Annotated in this window: 11 protein-coding genes; 8 read left to right on the forward strand and 3 right to left on the reverse strand. The window is 43.8% G+C overall.

Annotated elements, in window-relative coordinates:
* Positions 1–2 precede the first annotated feature (2 nt).
* From GTW09_RS03070 to GTW09_RS03100, 7 genes are all read left to right on the forward strand, one after another.
* Entirely contained in the window at positions 3–1,328 is a 1,326-nt protein-coding gene (locus GTW09_RS03070) for a TadA family conjugal transfer-associated ATPase (RefSeq protein ID WP_163110021.1), read from the forward strand.
* Complete coding sequence (locus GTW09_RS03075; RefSeq protein WP_163110022.1) at positions 1,321–2,190, forward strand: type II secretion system F family protein; 870 nt, start codon at positions 1,321–1,323, stop codon at positions 2,188–2,190. Before GTW09_RS03070 ends, GTW09_RS03075 begins: the two co-directional genes overlap by 8 nt.
* Positions 2,187–3,008 carry a type II secretion system F family protein gene (locus tag GTW09_RS03080; RefSeq protein WP_163110025.1) on the forward strand — a complete coding sequence of 274 codons (822 nt, stop codon included), beginning with the start codon at positions 2,187–2,189 and terminating at the stop codon, positions 3,006–3,008. The genes GTW09_RS03075 and GTW09_RS03080 overlap by 4 nt, the downstream gene beginning before the upstream one ends.
* A 10-nt stretch (positions 3,009–3,018) precedes the next feature.
* Complete coding sequence (locus GTW09_RS03085; RefSeq protein WP_163110027.1) at positions 3,019–4,182, forward strand: hypothetical protein; 1,164 nt, start codon at positions 3,019–3,021, stop codon at positions 4,180–4,182.
* Positions 4,179–7,031, forward strand: a complete 2,853-nt coding sequence (locus GTW09_RS03090) for a response regulator (RefSeq protein WP_163110029.1) — start codon at positions 4,179–4,181, stop codon at positions 7,029–7,031. The genes GTW09_RS03085 and GTW09_RS03090 overlap by 4 nt, the downstream gene beginning before the upstream one ends.
* Positions 7,032–7,184: 153 nt before the next feature.
* On the forward strand, positions 7,185–7,508 hold the full coding sequence (locus GTW09_RS03095; RefSeq protein WP_163110031.1) for a hypothetical protein: 324 nt from the start codon (positions 7,185–7,187) through the stop codon (positions 7,506–7,508).
* Positions 7,505–8,917, forward strand: coding sequence for a sigma-54-dependent transcriptional regulator (locus GTW09_RS03100; RefSeq protein ID WP_163110033.1), 1,413 nt, complete (start codon positions 7,505–7,507; stop codon positions 8,915–8,917). Before GTW09_RS03095 ends, GTW09_RS03100 begins: the two co-directional genes overlap by 4 nt.
* A gap of 130 nt (positions 8,918–9,047) precedes the next feature.
* On the opposite strand, the gene GTW09_RS03105 is transcribed toward GTW09_RS03100, so the two are convergent.
* From GTW09_RS03105 to GTW09_RS03115, 3 genes are all read right to left on the reverse strand, one after another.
* The gene (locus tag GTW09_RS03105; protein ID WP_100971043.1) at positions 9,048–10,640 is read right to left on the reverse strand and encodes an ABC-F family ATPase; all 1,593 of its coding nucleotides are present in this window, start codon (positions 10,638–10,640) and stop codon (positions 9,048–9,050) included.
* A 229-nt stretch (positions 10,641–10,869) separates the two neighbouring features.
* Positions 10,870–13,281, reverse strand: a complete 2,412-nt coding sequence (locus GTW09_RS03110) for a YbcC family protein (protein ID WP_163110035.1) — start codon at positions 13,279–13,281, stop codon at positions 10,870–10,872.
* Positions 13,281–14,867 (reverse strand): NADH-quinone oxidoreductase subunit L, encoded by a 1,587-nt coding sequence (locus tag GTW09_RS03115; RefSeq protein WP_163110037.1) that lies wholly within the window; start codon positions 14,865–14,867, stop codon positions 13,281–13,283. The genes GTW09_RS03110 and GTW09_RS03115 overlap by 1 nt, the downstream gene beginning before the upstream one ends.
* 277 nt (positions 14,868–15,144) lie before the next feature.
* On the opposite strand from GTW09_RS03115, the gene GTW09_RS03120 reads away from it, so the two are divergent.
* Complete coding sequence (locus GTW09_RS03120; RefSeq protein ID WP_163110039.1) at positions 15,145–16,110, forward strand: L-threonylcarbamoyladenylate synthase; 966 nt, start codon at positions 15,145–15,147, stop codon at positions 16,108–16,110.
* Positions 16,111–16,113 lie beyond the last annotated feature (3 nt).

The following is a 16,113-nucleotide window of genomic DNA, read 5'->3' on the forward strand; positions in this document are numbered from 1 at the left end:
CCATGTTCAGACGTTCAATAAGCCAAGCTGCACCTCTTGAAATCTCGTTATCAGAACTCAAAAATGAACTGCACCAGGCCATAATAGAAGAGTTTGAGAAAGACCCATCTCAGCTATTCACAGCGAATTTAATGGAAGTGCTCAATGGGCTATGCGACGAACTACCTCGTTTTGTTGATGCTGAGCTATCTTCCTTCCAAAAAAATCAAATTGTTCAGTCTGTAAACGATGAGGTTCAGGGCTTAGGTCCGATAGCCGAGTTGATGTTAGACGACGAAATATCCGACATTCTTATCAATAACTTTGATGAAGTTTGGGTAGAGCAAAGAGGGCAGTTAGTAAGAACCTCTACTCGTTTTGATGACGCTGCCCATTTACGCAGATTTACAGACAGGCTCTTAGAGGGCTGCGGCCGACAGGCAAGCACCGTTAAGCCTATCATTGATGGTAAGTTACCAGACGGCAGCCGTCTGCATGTGCTAGTACCTCCGGCATGTGTTCAGGCGGCTGTAGTCTCTATTAGAAAGTTCAGTCATAAAGTTATTAGCGAACAGTTTCTGGTAGACACTGGGTACGTTGAACGACCGCTAATGAATTTTCTAAAGCGCGCTGTTGAAACAGGCGTAAATATGGTGATATGCGGCAATGCTGGGGCGGGCAAAACATCGTTAATGAATGTTTTGGCCAGTAATATTAAGCCCCACGAGCGTGTTGTTACTATTGAGGAAAGTATTGAGCTTAAATTACACCACCAGCATGTGGTACAGCTTGAAACTCACAATGCTAACAGCGAAGGACACGGAGCACTTACTCTACGAGATCTCGTAAGAGCGTCGCTTCGAATGCGAGCAGATAGAATAATTGTGGGCGAGGTAAGAGGCGGCGAAGCAGTAGACATGCTGCAAGCGATGAGTTGTGGCCACCAAGGTTCCATCACTACAATTCACGCGAATAGCAGTTTTGATGCTGTGACTCGCTTGAGTACACTCATTCAATTAGATAATCAGCAGCTTACCGATAATCATGTTAACGCCATTATTGGCGGCAGTATCCAGCTTATTGTTCATGTCGCTAGAGATGTGAATGGCAAAAGAGAATTAAAAAGTGTCGGTGAAATTTGTCGCGTAGGAAGTGGGTTCGAACACAACACGCTTTACAGCGCAGACGGCAGCGAGCCAACGGTAGACTTTAATCATTATGACTCGCCGGTGCTAAAGTTGATTGGCCATCACGGACATGACATCAATAGTTTTCTCCACTTTTTTGAATTAGAAGGGGAGTATGATCAAAACGGAGATACAAGATTTAAGAGGGCGATAAATGGATAGCACGGACTTTTTGCTAACCGGCGGCGCTCTTGTGGCAAGCGGCATTGCGCTTTCTCTATTGCGTGACCCTGACACGCCTTCGCCGGTTAAACCGGTAACGCTAGATACCTTAAATGAGCGTGACGTGTTAACAACGTCGCTATCGGTTTTGGGTATCAAAGTTCCACCTGCTATTGTCATTCTTAGCTTTCTGATAATCAGCGGCGCGGCTTGGACCGCGACAACATTACTTTATCCTTCAGCCACAACCAGTGCTTTTATTATTGCCCTAGTTATCTTTGTAAGCCTGTTCATCTTAGTGGTTGATGTTGCAAGAATAATTTTGGCAAAGTTTGAGCACGAGTTCTTATCATTCATAGAGTCTGTTCAAGCCTGTTTAAGTACAGGTATGTCTTTGCACATGGCAATAAAATTTGCTCGAGATCACAGTGAAGGCAGGGTGAAACGGGAGAGCACTGCTCTACTAAATAGGTTGTCGCTTACCTCCAATATTGACGCCTGTTTTACACCTTTGGTTCAACGCTATAACTGTGAAACCGTTAGGCTGTTTAGTCACAGCGTAATTACGTACAGTCAAAGTCATTGCGATTTACATGACATGCTCAAGGGCGTGTGCACAATGATGTCCTCAAGAGAGATGGACCGCCAGCAACTAAGGGCCAAATTATCTGGTACTAAATATGCCGCGTTGTTCAGTGGTCTGTTGCCTTACTCTCTTATTCCTCTGTTTAGTCATAAAGACCCTACATGGTTCGATCCTCTTCTTAATCACCCAAGCGGCAGCGCATTCTTAACAGCAGCAATTTTATGTCAGCTGTTTGGGCTGCTGTGGCTTAGGTTATCAGTAAGGATTCCTCTGTGATTGATTTACTGTTACTCATTGGTTTTATTATCAGTGCTGGTCTGTTGATTCGAATTGAAACCAGCGACAGCAATAAGCTTTTTGAGGCTAAGCCTGCGGTAGTAAAGAAACCTTCGTGGAACCCACTTATGGTGATATCAAACAAGCATCTTCGCCAAGCTGGGGTATATGTTAAAACTGATATTGTGCTGATTTATTGTTTAAAAGGATCTGCGTTATTTACAACTTATATTGCGCTTCAGCTTTTTCCGTTGGAATTAGATTTTAGCTCCATTCTTATCATTAGTGGTTTAGCGTTTTTTCTACCTGATATGTGGTTTTACGCTAAACGAAGCTCTCGACAAGCCGCTATAGAAAACACGCTAGAATTCTTTTTGCGGGTTCTTTTGGTTTATATGCGGGCAGGGTTTAACTTTGAGCGGGCCTTCGCTTTAGCCGCAAATCATGGTTTAAGTAAAAAACACCCTCTAGCGGTGGAGCTGAAATTATTTATTTACGAAATAGAAGCAGGTTCACCTCGTAATGATGCATTTAAAGCGCTATACGAAAGAACGGGAGTTAAAGGGGTAAAGCGCTTGGCAAACCTCATGTCAATCGGGGTGGAGCTAGGAACCTCTCTTACCCAAGCCGTTGAAGCTCAACTACAGACTTTCACACTTCAGCGTGGTGCCACGCTAGCTAAAAAAGTAAATAAGAAGGCCTTACATACTACGTTCCCTATCATATTAATTAGTTTTCCAATGTTTTTGGTTCTTGTCTTTTTCCCTGCAGCGCTTCAAGTACTAACGGTACTAAAACTGCTGGTATCTAACTTATGAAGGGCAAGCAATGAAAAAGCGCGAGCGAGGTTTTGTCCTTACCATTGAGTTGATACTGATAATAACCATTCTGGTTATTGGCTCGTTTGCCGGTATCGTAATGGTGAGAGATGCCCTGTTTAAGCGCTATATGTCGAAGGTAGATACTCAGGCTACCGTGGTAGATGCAAATAATACCCCCCTTGGAATAGCCGTTGGTTTTGATGAGCATCAGGCTCCACTTATTTTTTATTTCGACCGCGAGGGTGAGCAAGCGTATCGCACCTTGATTGGTATTAGAGATGATAGGTTTACAAGCCGGGAGGCGGTTTATTACAACGCGCCTAACTGCCAAGGTGACCCGTGTATTAAAGGGTTGAGTGACGAAACGTCAGACTCTAGAGGCACAGGTCAACTAACCGCCACCGGTAACGTGAGCTATCTGAATGCATTACAGGGCGGTCCTAACTATGCAATAGGCTTTAGTGGCGATGTGAAAGGGCAACTATTACGCAGCACTGCACTAGCATGCCCTGCTGAGGATGAAGATATTCAATCTCGTTACGTATCTCAAAAAGTGGTGGCCGGTACGCCATGTGAGCCATTTTCTCTAGAATTGGTGCCAGCAGATTCGAGTTGCTTGGTGGGTTTAACCGCACTTGGTGATTCGCTTCTTGGTACGGCTGATGTTGAGTTGAGTGCCGCGTGCTCTGATTGCCCTTCAGGGTATGAATCGCAAAACGACATAATGGATAATTATCTCCCGGCGGTAGAACTTTTGTTATCAACTGCTTTGGACTCTCTGCAACTCGTTGGGGTAATTGGGGCTGTTGATGTCACGCTTGGAGAAATTTGCTGCCCTGTTGGCACAAAGCTGGAAGAAGATGAAAATATTGTCGAAACACTGGTGTTTACAATATTAGAGGTGATTTTTGACTTGCTCGGTATCGATTTAATTGGCAATCAATTGGTGATCGATACGCTTGCTTTGCTTGGCATTGAACCTGGAATTACTAACTGTCAAACACCCCTCACGCTTTTCGCCGCAGAGACTGTGAATACGCCTGGTACAACAACCCCAGCTTTCTCATTATTGCAACCGCCATTCAGAGTTACCTTGCCACAAGCGGTGGCGAGTTTTTCTGACAACGGCTGGCAATCTGTGTCTCCAACTGGAGAAGGAAGTCGTCTATGATGCCAATTCAGCAAGAGCACGAGATAACTATTGCTAAAGCGACGCCGCAAGAAACTAATGACATTGATAAATCGCTTTGGTTAGTGAAGCAATACTTCGATGTGGCAGTTGTTGACTTTTTTTGTAACAACAAAAGGTTTTCCCGGCGAATTTCTTCTCGGGCTGGAGGCATTGATTTAGATAGAGAGTTACGTCTCTTTCGCTCATTGTTCAAAGACAATAGTTTACACGTTATAGAAAATGCGAATGAAAGCCAATTTGTCGACTCGAGAGTGTTGGGTAACTTACACTTTTACGCCCAATATCCTGTATTTGGCCGTTTCAATGAGCTAATCGGGGTGCTAAGTATCGGTGATCCTAATCCTAGAACACTGTCTAAAATTCACAGGAATCAGTTAATGGGGTTCGCTGCGATGCTGTCGCACCATATTAATGTAGGTGAGGCGGAGCCTCAATCATCCTCTGATGAGATGCCTAAACGTATTAATATACCGCTCATTGGCCTAACTAATTTAACTCAAGCATTTAGTCAGAAGTTAGTGGCGGCGGCAGTGTCATTATTGATTGGTTGGGCGATCGCCACTTTGGTGTTTAATTCAGATAAAGCTGAACACATAAGTGCGCTTCAGCGCCAAGACGTTACAATGAAAAGTGCCCTTTTTGAATCGTTAGAGCGCCTCGATAGGCAGGGAGAAGTACTTAGTACAAGTAGTCTCTTATTGCAGGGCTACCTATCTGCTGAATCCACGTTAACAGATGCTGGCTTAGGTCAAATAATGGCTATTCAATATTCGCGTACGCGTTTTCTAAAAGGCTACGCTGTATTTAATACTCGCTACGAAAAACTCGCAGTGTGGGCCAAGCCCTCTTTTGATATGCAAGCGTATGGGTTGAGCAATTGGCTGCGTCAAAGCTCGGTTGCAGTATCAAAAAATTTGAGTGTGAAAATGGTGGCCGATACAGCATTCATATTTACGTCTGTGGATGTGCCAAATAAAGAACGCTATTTTATTGTAAAAGCGCTTAATTTAACCGGGCTGTTGTCTACTATCACGTCGCAAATGAATACGCCGGGCTATCAGGTATACCTTGATACTCCGGGTCTTTTGCTATCGCAAAATGGCGCCGTTCAAAAACGCAAGCCTGTCAATGGCATCAGTGCAGCAAGCAATGTATTTCCCTCGTCTTGGAAAGTGTTAGTTGTACCGTCGACCCCTGTCATTCCAACGGCACTTCCTCAGCTATTGTTGATTAAAAATATTGCCATTTTTATCGCTGTCATTGGCTTTGTGTATTATTTTTTGAGGCTGCCCAGGCGTTTACACCACAACATCAGACAGGCGCATCAAACTATACTGAGTCGCGAGGAGCTTTACACAGATGCCTTAGACGCGCTGCCTAACGCGTTTGCCGTATTCAATGCCTCTGGCTCCCCGCTTTTATCAAACCAGGCTTTTATCCATTTGTTTGATTGTGGTGAAGAGTATGTTGCAAGCGGGACCACATTCGATGCCTTAGTGGCAGATGCTCAGCGTCGCGGTGTTATAACCCATTTTGAGGAAAGCGAAGACGTTAAGAATAACGGTGATAAAGTAATAGAGATTGGTTTACAAGACGGCCGTTGGCTTAGTGTTTTGAAAAGACAAATGCAAGACAAAGCGGTTGTTTATTACTTTCATGATATTACTGAAAATTATCATCGAGAGAAGAAGCTTTCCGAGTTGTCTCAACAGGTGCAGAGCGAAGCCCTGATAAAAGAAAAGTTTGTGTCTCAGTTTAACGACCAAATTAAAGCACCATTATTGATGCTGCATGAGCTTGTGGAGCATCTTCAAAACTCTCACGATGCATTAAAATCAGATATGTGTTTAATGCAACTTAGGGAGGTTAATCACCAAATACGCTGTGTGACCGAGCAACTCGCAGGAATAGGTAAGGCGCAGTCACAAAAGCTAAAACTCAAGCTTTCCGATTTTGACGTAAATAATGTTATCGACAGGGGTATCGATATTCTGTCTACTAAAGCCCAAAACAGTACTATTGAGTTAGGTGCTGAAACGGAAGGCGATCTTACTGTTAACACGGATGAGAAGTTGCTTTCTCAAGTCCATCTTTATCTTTTGTCGAATCTTCTTGAGGTGGTTAGGGGAGGAAGGCTAATAACGGAAGCGAGAATAAGAAACAAAAATGACAGCCACACTCTTGAAATCATTTATAAAATATATGGGAACATCAAGCCTACAGATTTTTATAACAATGTAATGCGCATGTCGGCAGATACGTTTGACGAAGAGTCACTCTCACAAGCAAGCCTTGAAGTTCGCTACTTCAGGTCGATGCTGCATGCATTATCTATCAAGAATATTCTGTTAAGAGAGAAAAGTGGTTTCACAAGAATAGTGGTTTCTGTGCCGGTTAGTCGACCCTATATCGACCAGTCGACAGAATCTGCAATCAGTATCATTCAAAGCACAGAGGGTAGAGGAGTAAATGATGAAAAACGTCTTTCTATTTTACTCGTAGACGATGACCCAATTAACGAGGTGATCACCCGAAGTATGCTTGAAGCAGAAGGTTATGAAATACAATGTGCTGCTACCGCAGTTGAAGCACTACTAATGGCTTCGCAAAAAGAGTTCGATGTCATTTTAATGGATATCATGCTTCCTGATATATCTGGTGTGCAGGTGATGCGTAAAATTCGTCGCAGTAACACTAATATTGATACAAAAATTATTGCCTACACCGCCAACGAGGATACCGACCAGCAGTATGAAAAACTGGGCTTCGATGATTATATTTCTAAGCCTGTTGATAAAGTGAAGTTGCGGGAAAAGCTCGCTCGATAGCGCGTTAAATCCAAATGCTTTTATCTCATCGCAGCCAGGCAGTCTCGGCAGACTTCCTTTAGTTATACTAAATGTCTATCTTCATTATTTGCAAAATGCGAATGGCTACTCATACTTACTCTTAAATTCTCTACAAATTTTTCTTGATAAAAGATGTTTAATACCGAAGTTCTTGTTTCACTTGGCGGTGATGTTGGCGAAGATGTTTTAGAGCATTTACTTGTTCTATTCGAAGCGGAATTGCGGCAGCAGAGTAGTCAACTCTACTCAAACTCCGACCCCTTAATGGTGGATGAGATCCTAGAAATTCTTCATATTTTAAAAAACACGTCGAGATTATACGGTGTTGAAATGCTTCAAGAGCGCGTTGATGTGCTTTACGAGCGCGCCCAGTTTACGCAAGAGGACATAGCTGAGCTACGCAGCATTATTGATAAAACTGTTGCTCATGTTCCCCTCATTAAGGAATCACTATGAAATCATTACGCGTCTATATTGTTGAAGATAGCGTATCGGCCGGAAATTTATATAAGGCTGTGTTAACTAAGCAAGGTTACCAGTGCTCTCTTTTCTTAGATGGTTACTCTGCGATGGCGGCTATTCAGGCTGACACCCCCGATATTATTTTACAAGATGTCAATTTACCTGATGTGTCTGGCATTGAGGTTATGAAGTTTGCTAAAAAGCAGAACCCGGCAACGCAAGTTATTGCAATAACGTCAAACAGCACGATTGAAGTTGCTGTAGGGGCTATACGAGAGGGCGCTTTCGACTTTTTAGAGAAACCTTTCGACAACGCAATGCTTATTCAGGCTGTTCAAAATGCAGGGCTTGAACTGGATTCTAAAAATAGCGCGGAGCCTGTTTCCGCAGTGACGGGGTTAGAAAAGAAAGCAGGATTTATTGGGCAGTGCCAAAAGATGATTAGCATAAAGCACCAGCTGAAAAGTGCTGCTAGGTCTAAGGCGAGTGTGCTTATAACAGGGGAAAGCGGCTCTGGAAAAGAAGTCTGTGCAGACTTTCTCCACAACTCGAGTAGCAGAGCATTAGGGCCTTTAATTGCGATTAACTGTGCAGCTATTCCCGCTGAACTGTTCGAGTCTGAGTTTTTTGGGCACGTGAAGGGAGCTTTTAGCGGAGCACTGGCAAACCGCGAAGGGGCGGTAGAAGCTGCCAATGGTGGCACTTTGTTCTTAGACGAGCTTTGCGAAATGGCGTTGCCCTTACAAGCAAAGTTACTTCGATTCATCCAAACGGGTACTTATCACAGAGTAGGCAGTTCCGAGCTTCGAAAAAGTGATGTCAGGATTGTTTGTGCAACCAACCGAGCCCCTGAGCTAGAAGTAAAAGACGGCAGGTTTAGAGAAGACTTGTTTTACCGGTTAAGCGTAATTCCTATTACCATTCCACCTCTTCGAGAGCGCGCTGATGATATTCCCGAGTTGTGTCGGCATTTCCTACAGGTAAAGTCTAGAGAAGAGCGAAAGGTGTTTGAGGGGTTCACCGCTGACGCACTAGAAATACTTAAACAGCACTCTTGGCCTGGCAACGTTAGAGAGTTACAGAATATTGTCGAAAAGTGCGTGGTTATGAACGATGGCGGCTGGGTTGACCGCGATATGGTGGAGCAACTGAACACCCATTTCTCGAAGGCAAATTCATCGTCAAATATTGTTAAGCATGCAAGCCAAAACCCAGCAAGTCGGACACAAGCCTCTAGCTTTGCCGATAAAATTGAGCCACTTTGGGTTGTTGAAAAAAGAGCAATAGAAGAGGCTATAGCTGTGTGTAACGGCAATATTCCTGTTGCGGCAGTGCATCTTGGGGTAAGTGCGTCTACTCTGTATCGCAAAATGAAAAACTGGGAGCAACTAGCGGTTTCTTAACAAGCTGCATGTATTCTGTTCAAAGTTACAAAAAAGGGTGGCAATTGCCACCCCTTGTACCTACGAACGTATGTGAAAACGCGTATAAAATCGCACGTAAAGCCGACTTTAATTCAATTACAGCTGCTAGTTACGCAATTTCTTTGTGCGCTAAAAACTCATCGTAGTTACCGTCAAAGTGGTTTAGCTGTTGGTCTTTAATTTCAATTACCTGGGTGGCTAGCGATGAAACAAATTCTCTATCGTGGCTAACAAAAATAACAGTGCCATCAAATTTGTAAATAGCGTTATTAAGCGCCTCGATAGACTCCATGTCCATGTGGTTGGTAGGCTCATCTAGCACAAGTACATTGATATCTTGAAGCATTAGCTTGCCGAATAAGAGGCGGTTTTTCTCACCACCTGAGCACACCTGCACTTTCTTATTGAAGTCGTCAGAGGTAAACAGCAAGCGCCCCAGCATGCCTTTGATGTGCAGGTCGTCGTGCTTCGGGCTGCGCCATTGACTCATCCAGTCAAACAAGGTCATATCCTTTGCGAAGTATTTAGCGTTATCTTGCGGGATGTAACCAATAGCTGCGTTTTCCGCCCACTTTATGGTGCCGCTGGTGGGTTCTAAATCATCCACTAAGGTTTTAAGTAGCGTTGTTTTGCCCGCACCATTTTCACCGATAATCGCTAGGCGCTGACCCGCTTCTAGCAGCAAGTTAACATTGCTAAAAAGCGGAAGGTCAGGATAACTGTGCCCCAGGTCTTCAAGAGTTATTGCTAAGCGATGCAGTTTTTTATGTTGCTTGTAAACAATATAAGGTTTGCGGCGACTAGACGCTTTAACTTCTGACAATTCTATTTTTTCTAAGCGGCGAGCGCGAGAAGTGGCCTGCTTGGCTTTAGAAGCGTTTGCTGAGAAGCGTGCCACAAAGCTTTGAAGTTCTTCAATTTCCGCTGATTTTTTAGCGTTTTCGTTATGCAACTGCTCTTGCACTAGCATAGCGGCTTGAACGTAGTCGTCGTAGTTACCCGGATAAGTACGAAGTTCACCGTAGTCAATATCCGACATATGAGTACACACAGAGTTTAAGAAGTGTCTATCATGGGAAATGATGATCATGGTAGATTTACGCTTGTTTAGCTCTTCCGCTAACCAGCTAATGGTGTAAATATCCAAGTTGTTGGTTGGCTCATCTAAAAGCAGAATGTCTGGCTCGGCGAACAGTGCCTGTGCGAGTAAAACACGCACTTTCTTTCCCGGTGCAACTTCTTTCATTAAGCCAAAGTGATAGCTTTCTTCTATACCGGCTGAGCTTAGGATATCGCCAGCGCGTGCTTCTGCAGTATATCCGTCCATTTCAGCAAACTGGGTTTCGAGATCGGCAACGCGCATGCCGTCTTCTTCACTCATATCAGGTTTACTGTAAATGGCGTCGCGCTCTTGTTTTACTTCCCACAATTCGCGGTCGCCCATTATAACGGTATCAACTACGCTGAATTCTTCAAAAGCAAACTGGTTCTGACTTAAAATACCAAGCTTGGTACCCGGCGCCATAGAAACGTTACCAGACGTAGGTGTAAGCTCACCACTTAAAATTTTCATAAATGTAGATTTGCCGCAGCCGTTCGCGCCTATAAGGCCATAACGGTTGCCGTTGCCGAATTTGGCAGAAATGTTTTCAAACAGCGGCTTAGAGCCAAACTGCATCGTAATATTTGCGGTGGTTATCAAAACAGGTATCCAGGGGAGTAAATCAGAAGATAAAGCTGAGCGTGTTAATACGCCGAGGCAGCTTGCATTGCGCGCGCACTATAAGGAAATAAGCGCCTTATGTCGAGGGAAAATTGAGCAGTGCGTAAAAAAGACGTCCCTGTCAACACACTTACACACAAACTCGTTTACTATTCAATTTATCGCTTTGGGATAGCACCTACTCCAGATGACTGTCCAAATGCTTCTTTCACATAGAAAGACCGTGAGACTTGTACCACTTGCCTTTGTAAAGCCGCTCTATAACCGCCTGTTTTTCCCAGCTAAACAGATACAGCCAATCGTTATTGATAAGCTCTTGCAACATGGTGTGTTTATTTACTATCTCGAGAATTTTATGATTAGGAGCCACAATATAGACACTCAGTCGCTGTGGTTGATGCACCCATCGCGTGCCGTTGTGTAATGATTGTTTTGAGAGGCCTATTCTCAAATCTCCGGAATTACCCTCAAAAACACCAATATTGTTTCCTACCGCGTTGTGAAGAACTTTGTTTCCACTACCCAGTTTTTCGTTGTCGGTGACCGAAGCATTATATTGTGCGTTAATCCAATTTGTGACAATCATGGGAGCAGTCATCAGGGTTTCTAAAACCGATGAGTCTAGGTCGGTTTGCCAAGTATAATCGTGTAGGAAGGTTTTGCCTTCCAAGTCGACACCGCGCGTGCGTTGGCGCGGGCCAATAATAAACGATGAGTTTCCTGCAAGCCCCCATTCTGGCTGCACTTGAGACCAGTCGCTAGCACGCTGCTGAAAACGCTGATCACGCTTTTTGTCCGATTCAAACTGTAAATTGGTACTGTAATGTTTAGCTCGTTCCTTTTGCGCCTGATGCTTGGCTTTTAACAACCAGTTTTTCACTTTCTCTGGCACCGAGTTGTCGAAACACTCAACATCATCGGTGGTGGTATTGTGAAGCGCAGGAATGAATCGCGTATTACCCGCTATTTTGTACCCCATGCTTTGCAGTACATCGCGCACTTTTTCGTCATTAAGTAACTGCGCAAGCACGCGTACATTCACTTCGCCTGACTGGCCGCCACATGCGCCGCAATCAAGGCCCGCGGCATGCAGGTTGTTTCTCGATTTGCTGCCATGACCCACTAGCAATACGGTGGGTGAGAATTTAGACATTCCCATCATTTTTAGTGCACCAGCGGCTAACGCCACTTTGTCATCCAAACTAATAGGGCCATGCTCATTACTAATTTCCCACTCAGCTTCATGACTTAATGAATTCACTGGATTTTCTTTCATAGAGGGAAGCCACGAATTCTTGAGTAACTTGAAGGCATACCACCAGCCGGCAGATTCCACCATAGAAAAGCTTCCAAGTGGAGATTTACTCCACTTGTGCCATGTAGAGCGCTGCTGAATAAACTCTGCGCGATAGGGTTCTGTGCCTTTTTCTGATACAGAGAGTTGCGGGGCAAGTAAGCCAGGTAACTGCGGCCGTTGTGCATCGGTATTGGCGGGAGCGTAAGCTATAGGCATACCAAAAAAGCCCGCAAAACCCATGGTTTTCACGGTTGGACTTTGTAGCTCTAGAACCCGTCGAATAACCTCTGAACGTACATCAATACAGAAAACCGCTTGCACGTCTGCCTGCATTTGTTGCGCGGGCGAGCAGCTTACCAACTTAGCTTGCATTCGCTGCTGTTGCTCGTATTCGTAGGCATACATCATTACCCAAAGGCTGCGCTCTTCGCGTTTGAATTGTTCTATTTTGGCAGACAGATGATTTAGCAAGTAAGACCAACGGGTTTTTACTTGATTTGCCTCCTCACTGTGGTGTTTATTGTAATAGCGATAAACAATAAGCTCCCAAGCTAAACGAATAGCAAGAAGTCCCTGCAGTTCGTTCTCATCCTTTAACCACATCCGATAAGCAATAAACGATGACCAGCCGTTAATACTCATTAAAAGCGCATAAAAATAATCTTGTGCTTTGCTGCTATCCAACTCCAAGCTTTCACTGGCTTCAAGCAGTAGCGCATCGACAGTGGTTGGAAGGGTCTCGAAAATCTTCTTAAGTCCTATCGTATTCATTAACACGTTAATACCAGCATCGTGCTTAAGCCCGTTCAACCAGCTTTTATAAAGCGTGTCGGCAGGCGAATTACCCTCAATGTGAACAAGAGGTGATTCGTGTTGAAAGTAGGCGGCACAAAACTGACTTATTTGAAATAAACACTCTTCTCGCCAAGTCATCTCGCTGGCAGAGCGAAAACCGTCAAAGTGCTCTGTAATAAGAGGAAGCTGAACTTTCACGTTCGAATCGCTTAAGGTCGACAAGAAGCTTTTACTATCTTGATTAACTTCATACTGCACTAAACTATGCGCTATTGCGCTATCTGAGATCTCGCCTTCTTTGTATAAATCTAGCCAGTGCGATGCGGGCATAACGGCTGTGATACCAGCAAGAGCGTGTGCCTTTGCAGACACGTCTTGTTGTGAGTTGCTGATCAACTTCCAAAACGGATTTACCGCAATCAGCTTATCTAAAGGGAAGTTAGGCGCAATACCATCACACGCCTGTGCAGCACTGCGTTTTATTCTTTTCTCATCAATACGAGTAGTGTTGAGTGATATGACCGTCATTATTTACTCCCTATTTTAGATACAGAGGCAACGTGATTAGGCTTCGGTTCTGTGCTTCGTAAAGTGATTGGGTGTATTTTTAGCGTGATTTTGGTGAACCATTCGTCTAGATAAAACCCAGCAAAGAGTAATTGTTTAAAACGCTTTACTAGTCGATGTTGTGCAAATGTTTGCATTGCAACATGAAGACCGAAGAGGGTAACCAGAAGTCCCGAAATCCAGAGATCCATAATAGAAAACATGTCTATTGGCGGCGGGTATGCGCTAGTTATGTAATGCTGCGTTAAGCCCTTTACAAAACCGTAGACACTTATTAGCGCAATACTGATAGCAATTAACATATACATTTGTGTTTGATCTGAATTTGCCGTGCGCATGGCTAGAAACGCTGTAAACGCTAAAGCCATTAGAATCCAAGGGCTGGCAGGGCCTTGGTATTCTGACAAGGAATAACAGACCGCTATAATGAGCGAAGTAATAAATGTCGCATTCAGCCAATCGGCAAACAATGGCGCTCTGTGTGCGCTTATATCGTGTTCTAAGGTTTCGTATACGGCTGAGCCGGTGTTTAAAAATGCGTAGGCTTTATAGAAAGAGTGGGCAACAAGGTGTATAAGGGCCAGAGAGTAAAGTCCCATAGCGCACTCGATTAACATCAGACCCATTTGCGATGACGTAGACCATGCTAGACGCACCTTGATGGTAACGCGTGTGGTCATAATAAGCGCGCTAAAGAAAACACTTAGCCCTGCTACAACCAGCAGTAACCATTGAGCCTGACTGCTTGCTGCTACAAGTGGCGCAAAAGCGAGCAATAAATACCCACCCAAATTGATTACGCCTGCATGCAACAGGGCGCTCACTGGCGTAGGCGCCTCTACAATGTTGATAAGCCAACCATGGGCAGGAAGTTGTGCACATTTTAAAAGTGCAGCACCAGCAATCAGACACGCTGCATAGTTAATATAGTCGGCTTGTTTACTTGTGAGTAGCGTGTAGTTATTAAGCTGATAAGTGATTTCATCGATATACAGTGTATCGAAGGTGAGAAATAACAAAACAAAAGCGGCAGCCATAAGCAACTCTGAAGAGCGTGCTAAAATAAATTTTTTATGTGCGGCTACAATGGCCCTTGAGCGTTCTGGGTAAAGCAGTAATAATTTATGAAGTGATAGGCTTACAGCAAGCCAGCCTGCCCAGAAGATCACTAAATGGTTGGCTAAAATAGTAATAACGACCGAGGAAAGCGTTAGCTGCATCCATCGTAGAAAGCGCGGATAACAAGCCTCTCCAACTAAGTAATTACGAGAGAAGCGCATAAGAATAGTGCCTATGGCAACCACGGTGAATATAACCATGGCTTTCATGGGAGAGATGGATACGAGCATCACACCTGCGTCGGTATTTACAGGCGTTGAAAACCCGGCAAACAAAGACACCACAAGCAAAAATACACTTCCCAAGATAGCGATTTTTTCAATGCTGAACGTTGAAAAAAAATGCCGTTTGGGGCTAATGAACCAAGATAATATGGTCCAAAAAAGAGGCAGCGAAATTAGCAACAGTGCGCTGGTATAAGATGACATGCTTTACTCCTTATGTGTTTGCTTGAGTAAAGCATGGTTTTAAACATCTAAAAAATAGATATATTTTTTTTATTAGTTCTATTTTTTATGTTTGTTAAAAAATTAAATTCCTTATTGCGTTGAATTTTATAGTTTATATTTAATTTCAGGTTTTAATGGTTCTATTTTATTAATGTTTAAGTTTTAAAAATTGAATTTTATTTTACTTTTTGCGGGGTAGATCATACTCACCAATAGCCAACTAAAAACGTATACCACTTATTAAGTACTCAGCAGTATGCAAACAAACACCTCTATTCTTACGTTTCCAAATGATTTACCGCGGGCGGTGAGCCTTATTCAAAGTGGCGAATGCGTTGCCGTAAAAACCGAGACTGTATATGGTTTGGCCGCCGATGCGTCGAATGAAAATGCGGTAAAAGCAATATTTAAAGCCAAAGGACGCCCAGCAAGTAACCCTCTCATTGTTCATATTGCCAGTATTGACGATATGGAGAAGTGGGCCCGAGACATTCCTGAGCGAGCATATCTTTTGGCAAAGCATTATTGGCCTGGCCCTTTGTCATTGTTACTAAAAAAGCAGCCTTGGGTGAGTGATACGGTAACTGGCGGGCAAGATACTGTTGTGCTACGTATACCCTCAAGTGATGACTTTTTAGCTCTAATAGCATCATCTGGGCGCGGACTAGCTGCGCCTTCGGCAAATAAGTATAAATTTATTAGCCCTACTAATGCCGAGCATGTTTTAGCGTCACTCAATGGAAGAATTTCTGCTGTAGTGGACGGCGGAAAGGCTGAAGTAGGGATTGAATCGACAATAATTGATGTGACAACAGACACGCCATTAATACTTAGGCCAGGACCTATCGACCATCACAGTTTGTCAGTAGTGTTAGGGTGCGATGTTAAGTACAAAAATGATGGCGGCGTTACTGTGCCAGGAAGTGTTTTGCAGCATTACCAGCCAAATACGCCGGTAAAATTACTGTCACGTACAGAACTTGAAAGTAAAACATTCTCTTTTGAAGAAGGGGTGATATCTTTTTCGCCCATGTCGCTTTCTGTAATGCAAGATAACCATATTCAGCTACCTTCAACACCAGCCGAGTTTAGTCAAAGTTTTTATGACGCGCTGCATCAAATAGATAAAAAAAGGCTGACTTGTGTTTTTATTGAAGCGTTACCCAACACAGATGCTTGGTTGGCGTTAAATAACCGGGTGAGTAGAGTGGCTGCGAGCTAAAGC

It is taken from the genome of Alteromonas hispanica (genome assembly GCF_010500915.1).
Taxonomy (GTDB): domain Bacteria; phylum Pseudomonadota; class Gammaproteobacteria; order Enterobacterales; family Alteromonadaceae; genus Alteromonas; species Alteromonas hispanica.

What these genes read in the sequence shown, in the direction of transcription:
- GTW09_RS03070 (WP_163110021.1), top strand. Translation starts at nt 3, where the DNA reads ATGTTCAGACGTTCAATAAGCCAAGCTGCACCTCTTGAAATCTCGTTA.
- GTW09_RS03075 (WP_163110022.1), top strand. Translation starts at nt 1,321, where the DNA reads ATGGATAGCACGGACTTTTTGCTAACCGGCGGCGCTCTTGTGGCAAGC.
- GTW09_RS03085 (WP_163110027.1), top strand. Translation starts at nt 3,019, where the DNA reads ATGAAAAAGCGCGAGCGAGGTTTTGTCCTTACCATTGAGTTGATACTG.
- GTW09_RS03090 (WP_163110029.1), top strand. Translation starts at nt 4,179, where the DNA reads ATGATGCCAATTCAGCAAGAGCACGAGATAACTATTGCTAAAGCGACG.
- GTW09_RS03095 (WP_163110031.1), top strand. Translation starts at nt 7,185, where the DNA reads ATGTTTAATACCGAAGTTCTTGTTTCACTTGGCGGTGATGTTGGCGAA.
- GTW09_RS03100 (WP_163110033.1), top strand. Translation starts at nt 7,505, where the DNA reads ATGAAATCATTACGCGTCTATATTGTTGAAGATAGCGTATCGGCCGGA.
- GTW09_RS03110 (WP_163110035.1), bottom strand. Translation starts at nt 13,281, where the DNA reads ATGACGGTCATATCACTCAACACTACTCGTATTGATGAGAAAAGAATA.
- GTW09_RS03115 (WP_163110037.1), bottom strand. Translation starts at nt 14,867, where the DNA reads ATGTCATCTTATACCAGCGCACTGTTGCTAATTTCGCTGCCTCTTTTT.
- GTW09_RS03120 (WP_163110039.1), top strand. Translation starts at nt 15,145, where the DNA reads ATGCAAACAAACACCTCTATTCTTACGTTTCCAAATGATTTACCGCGG.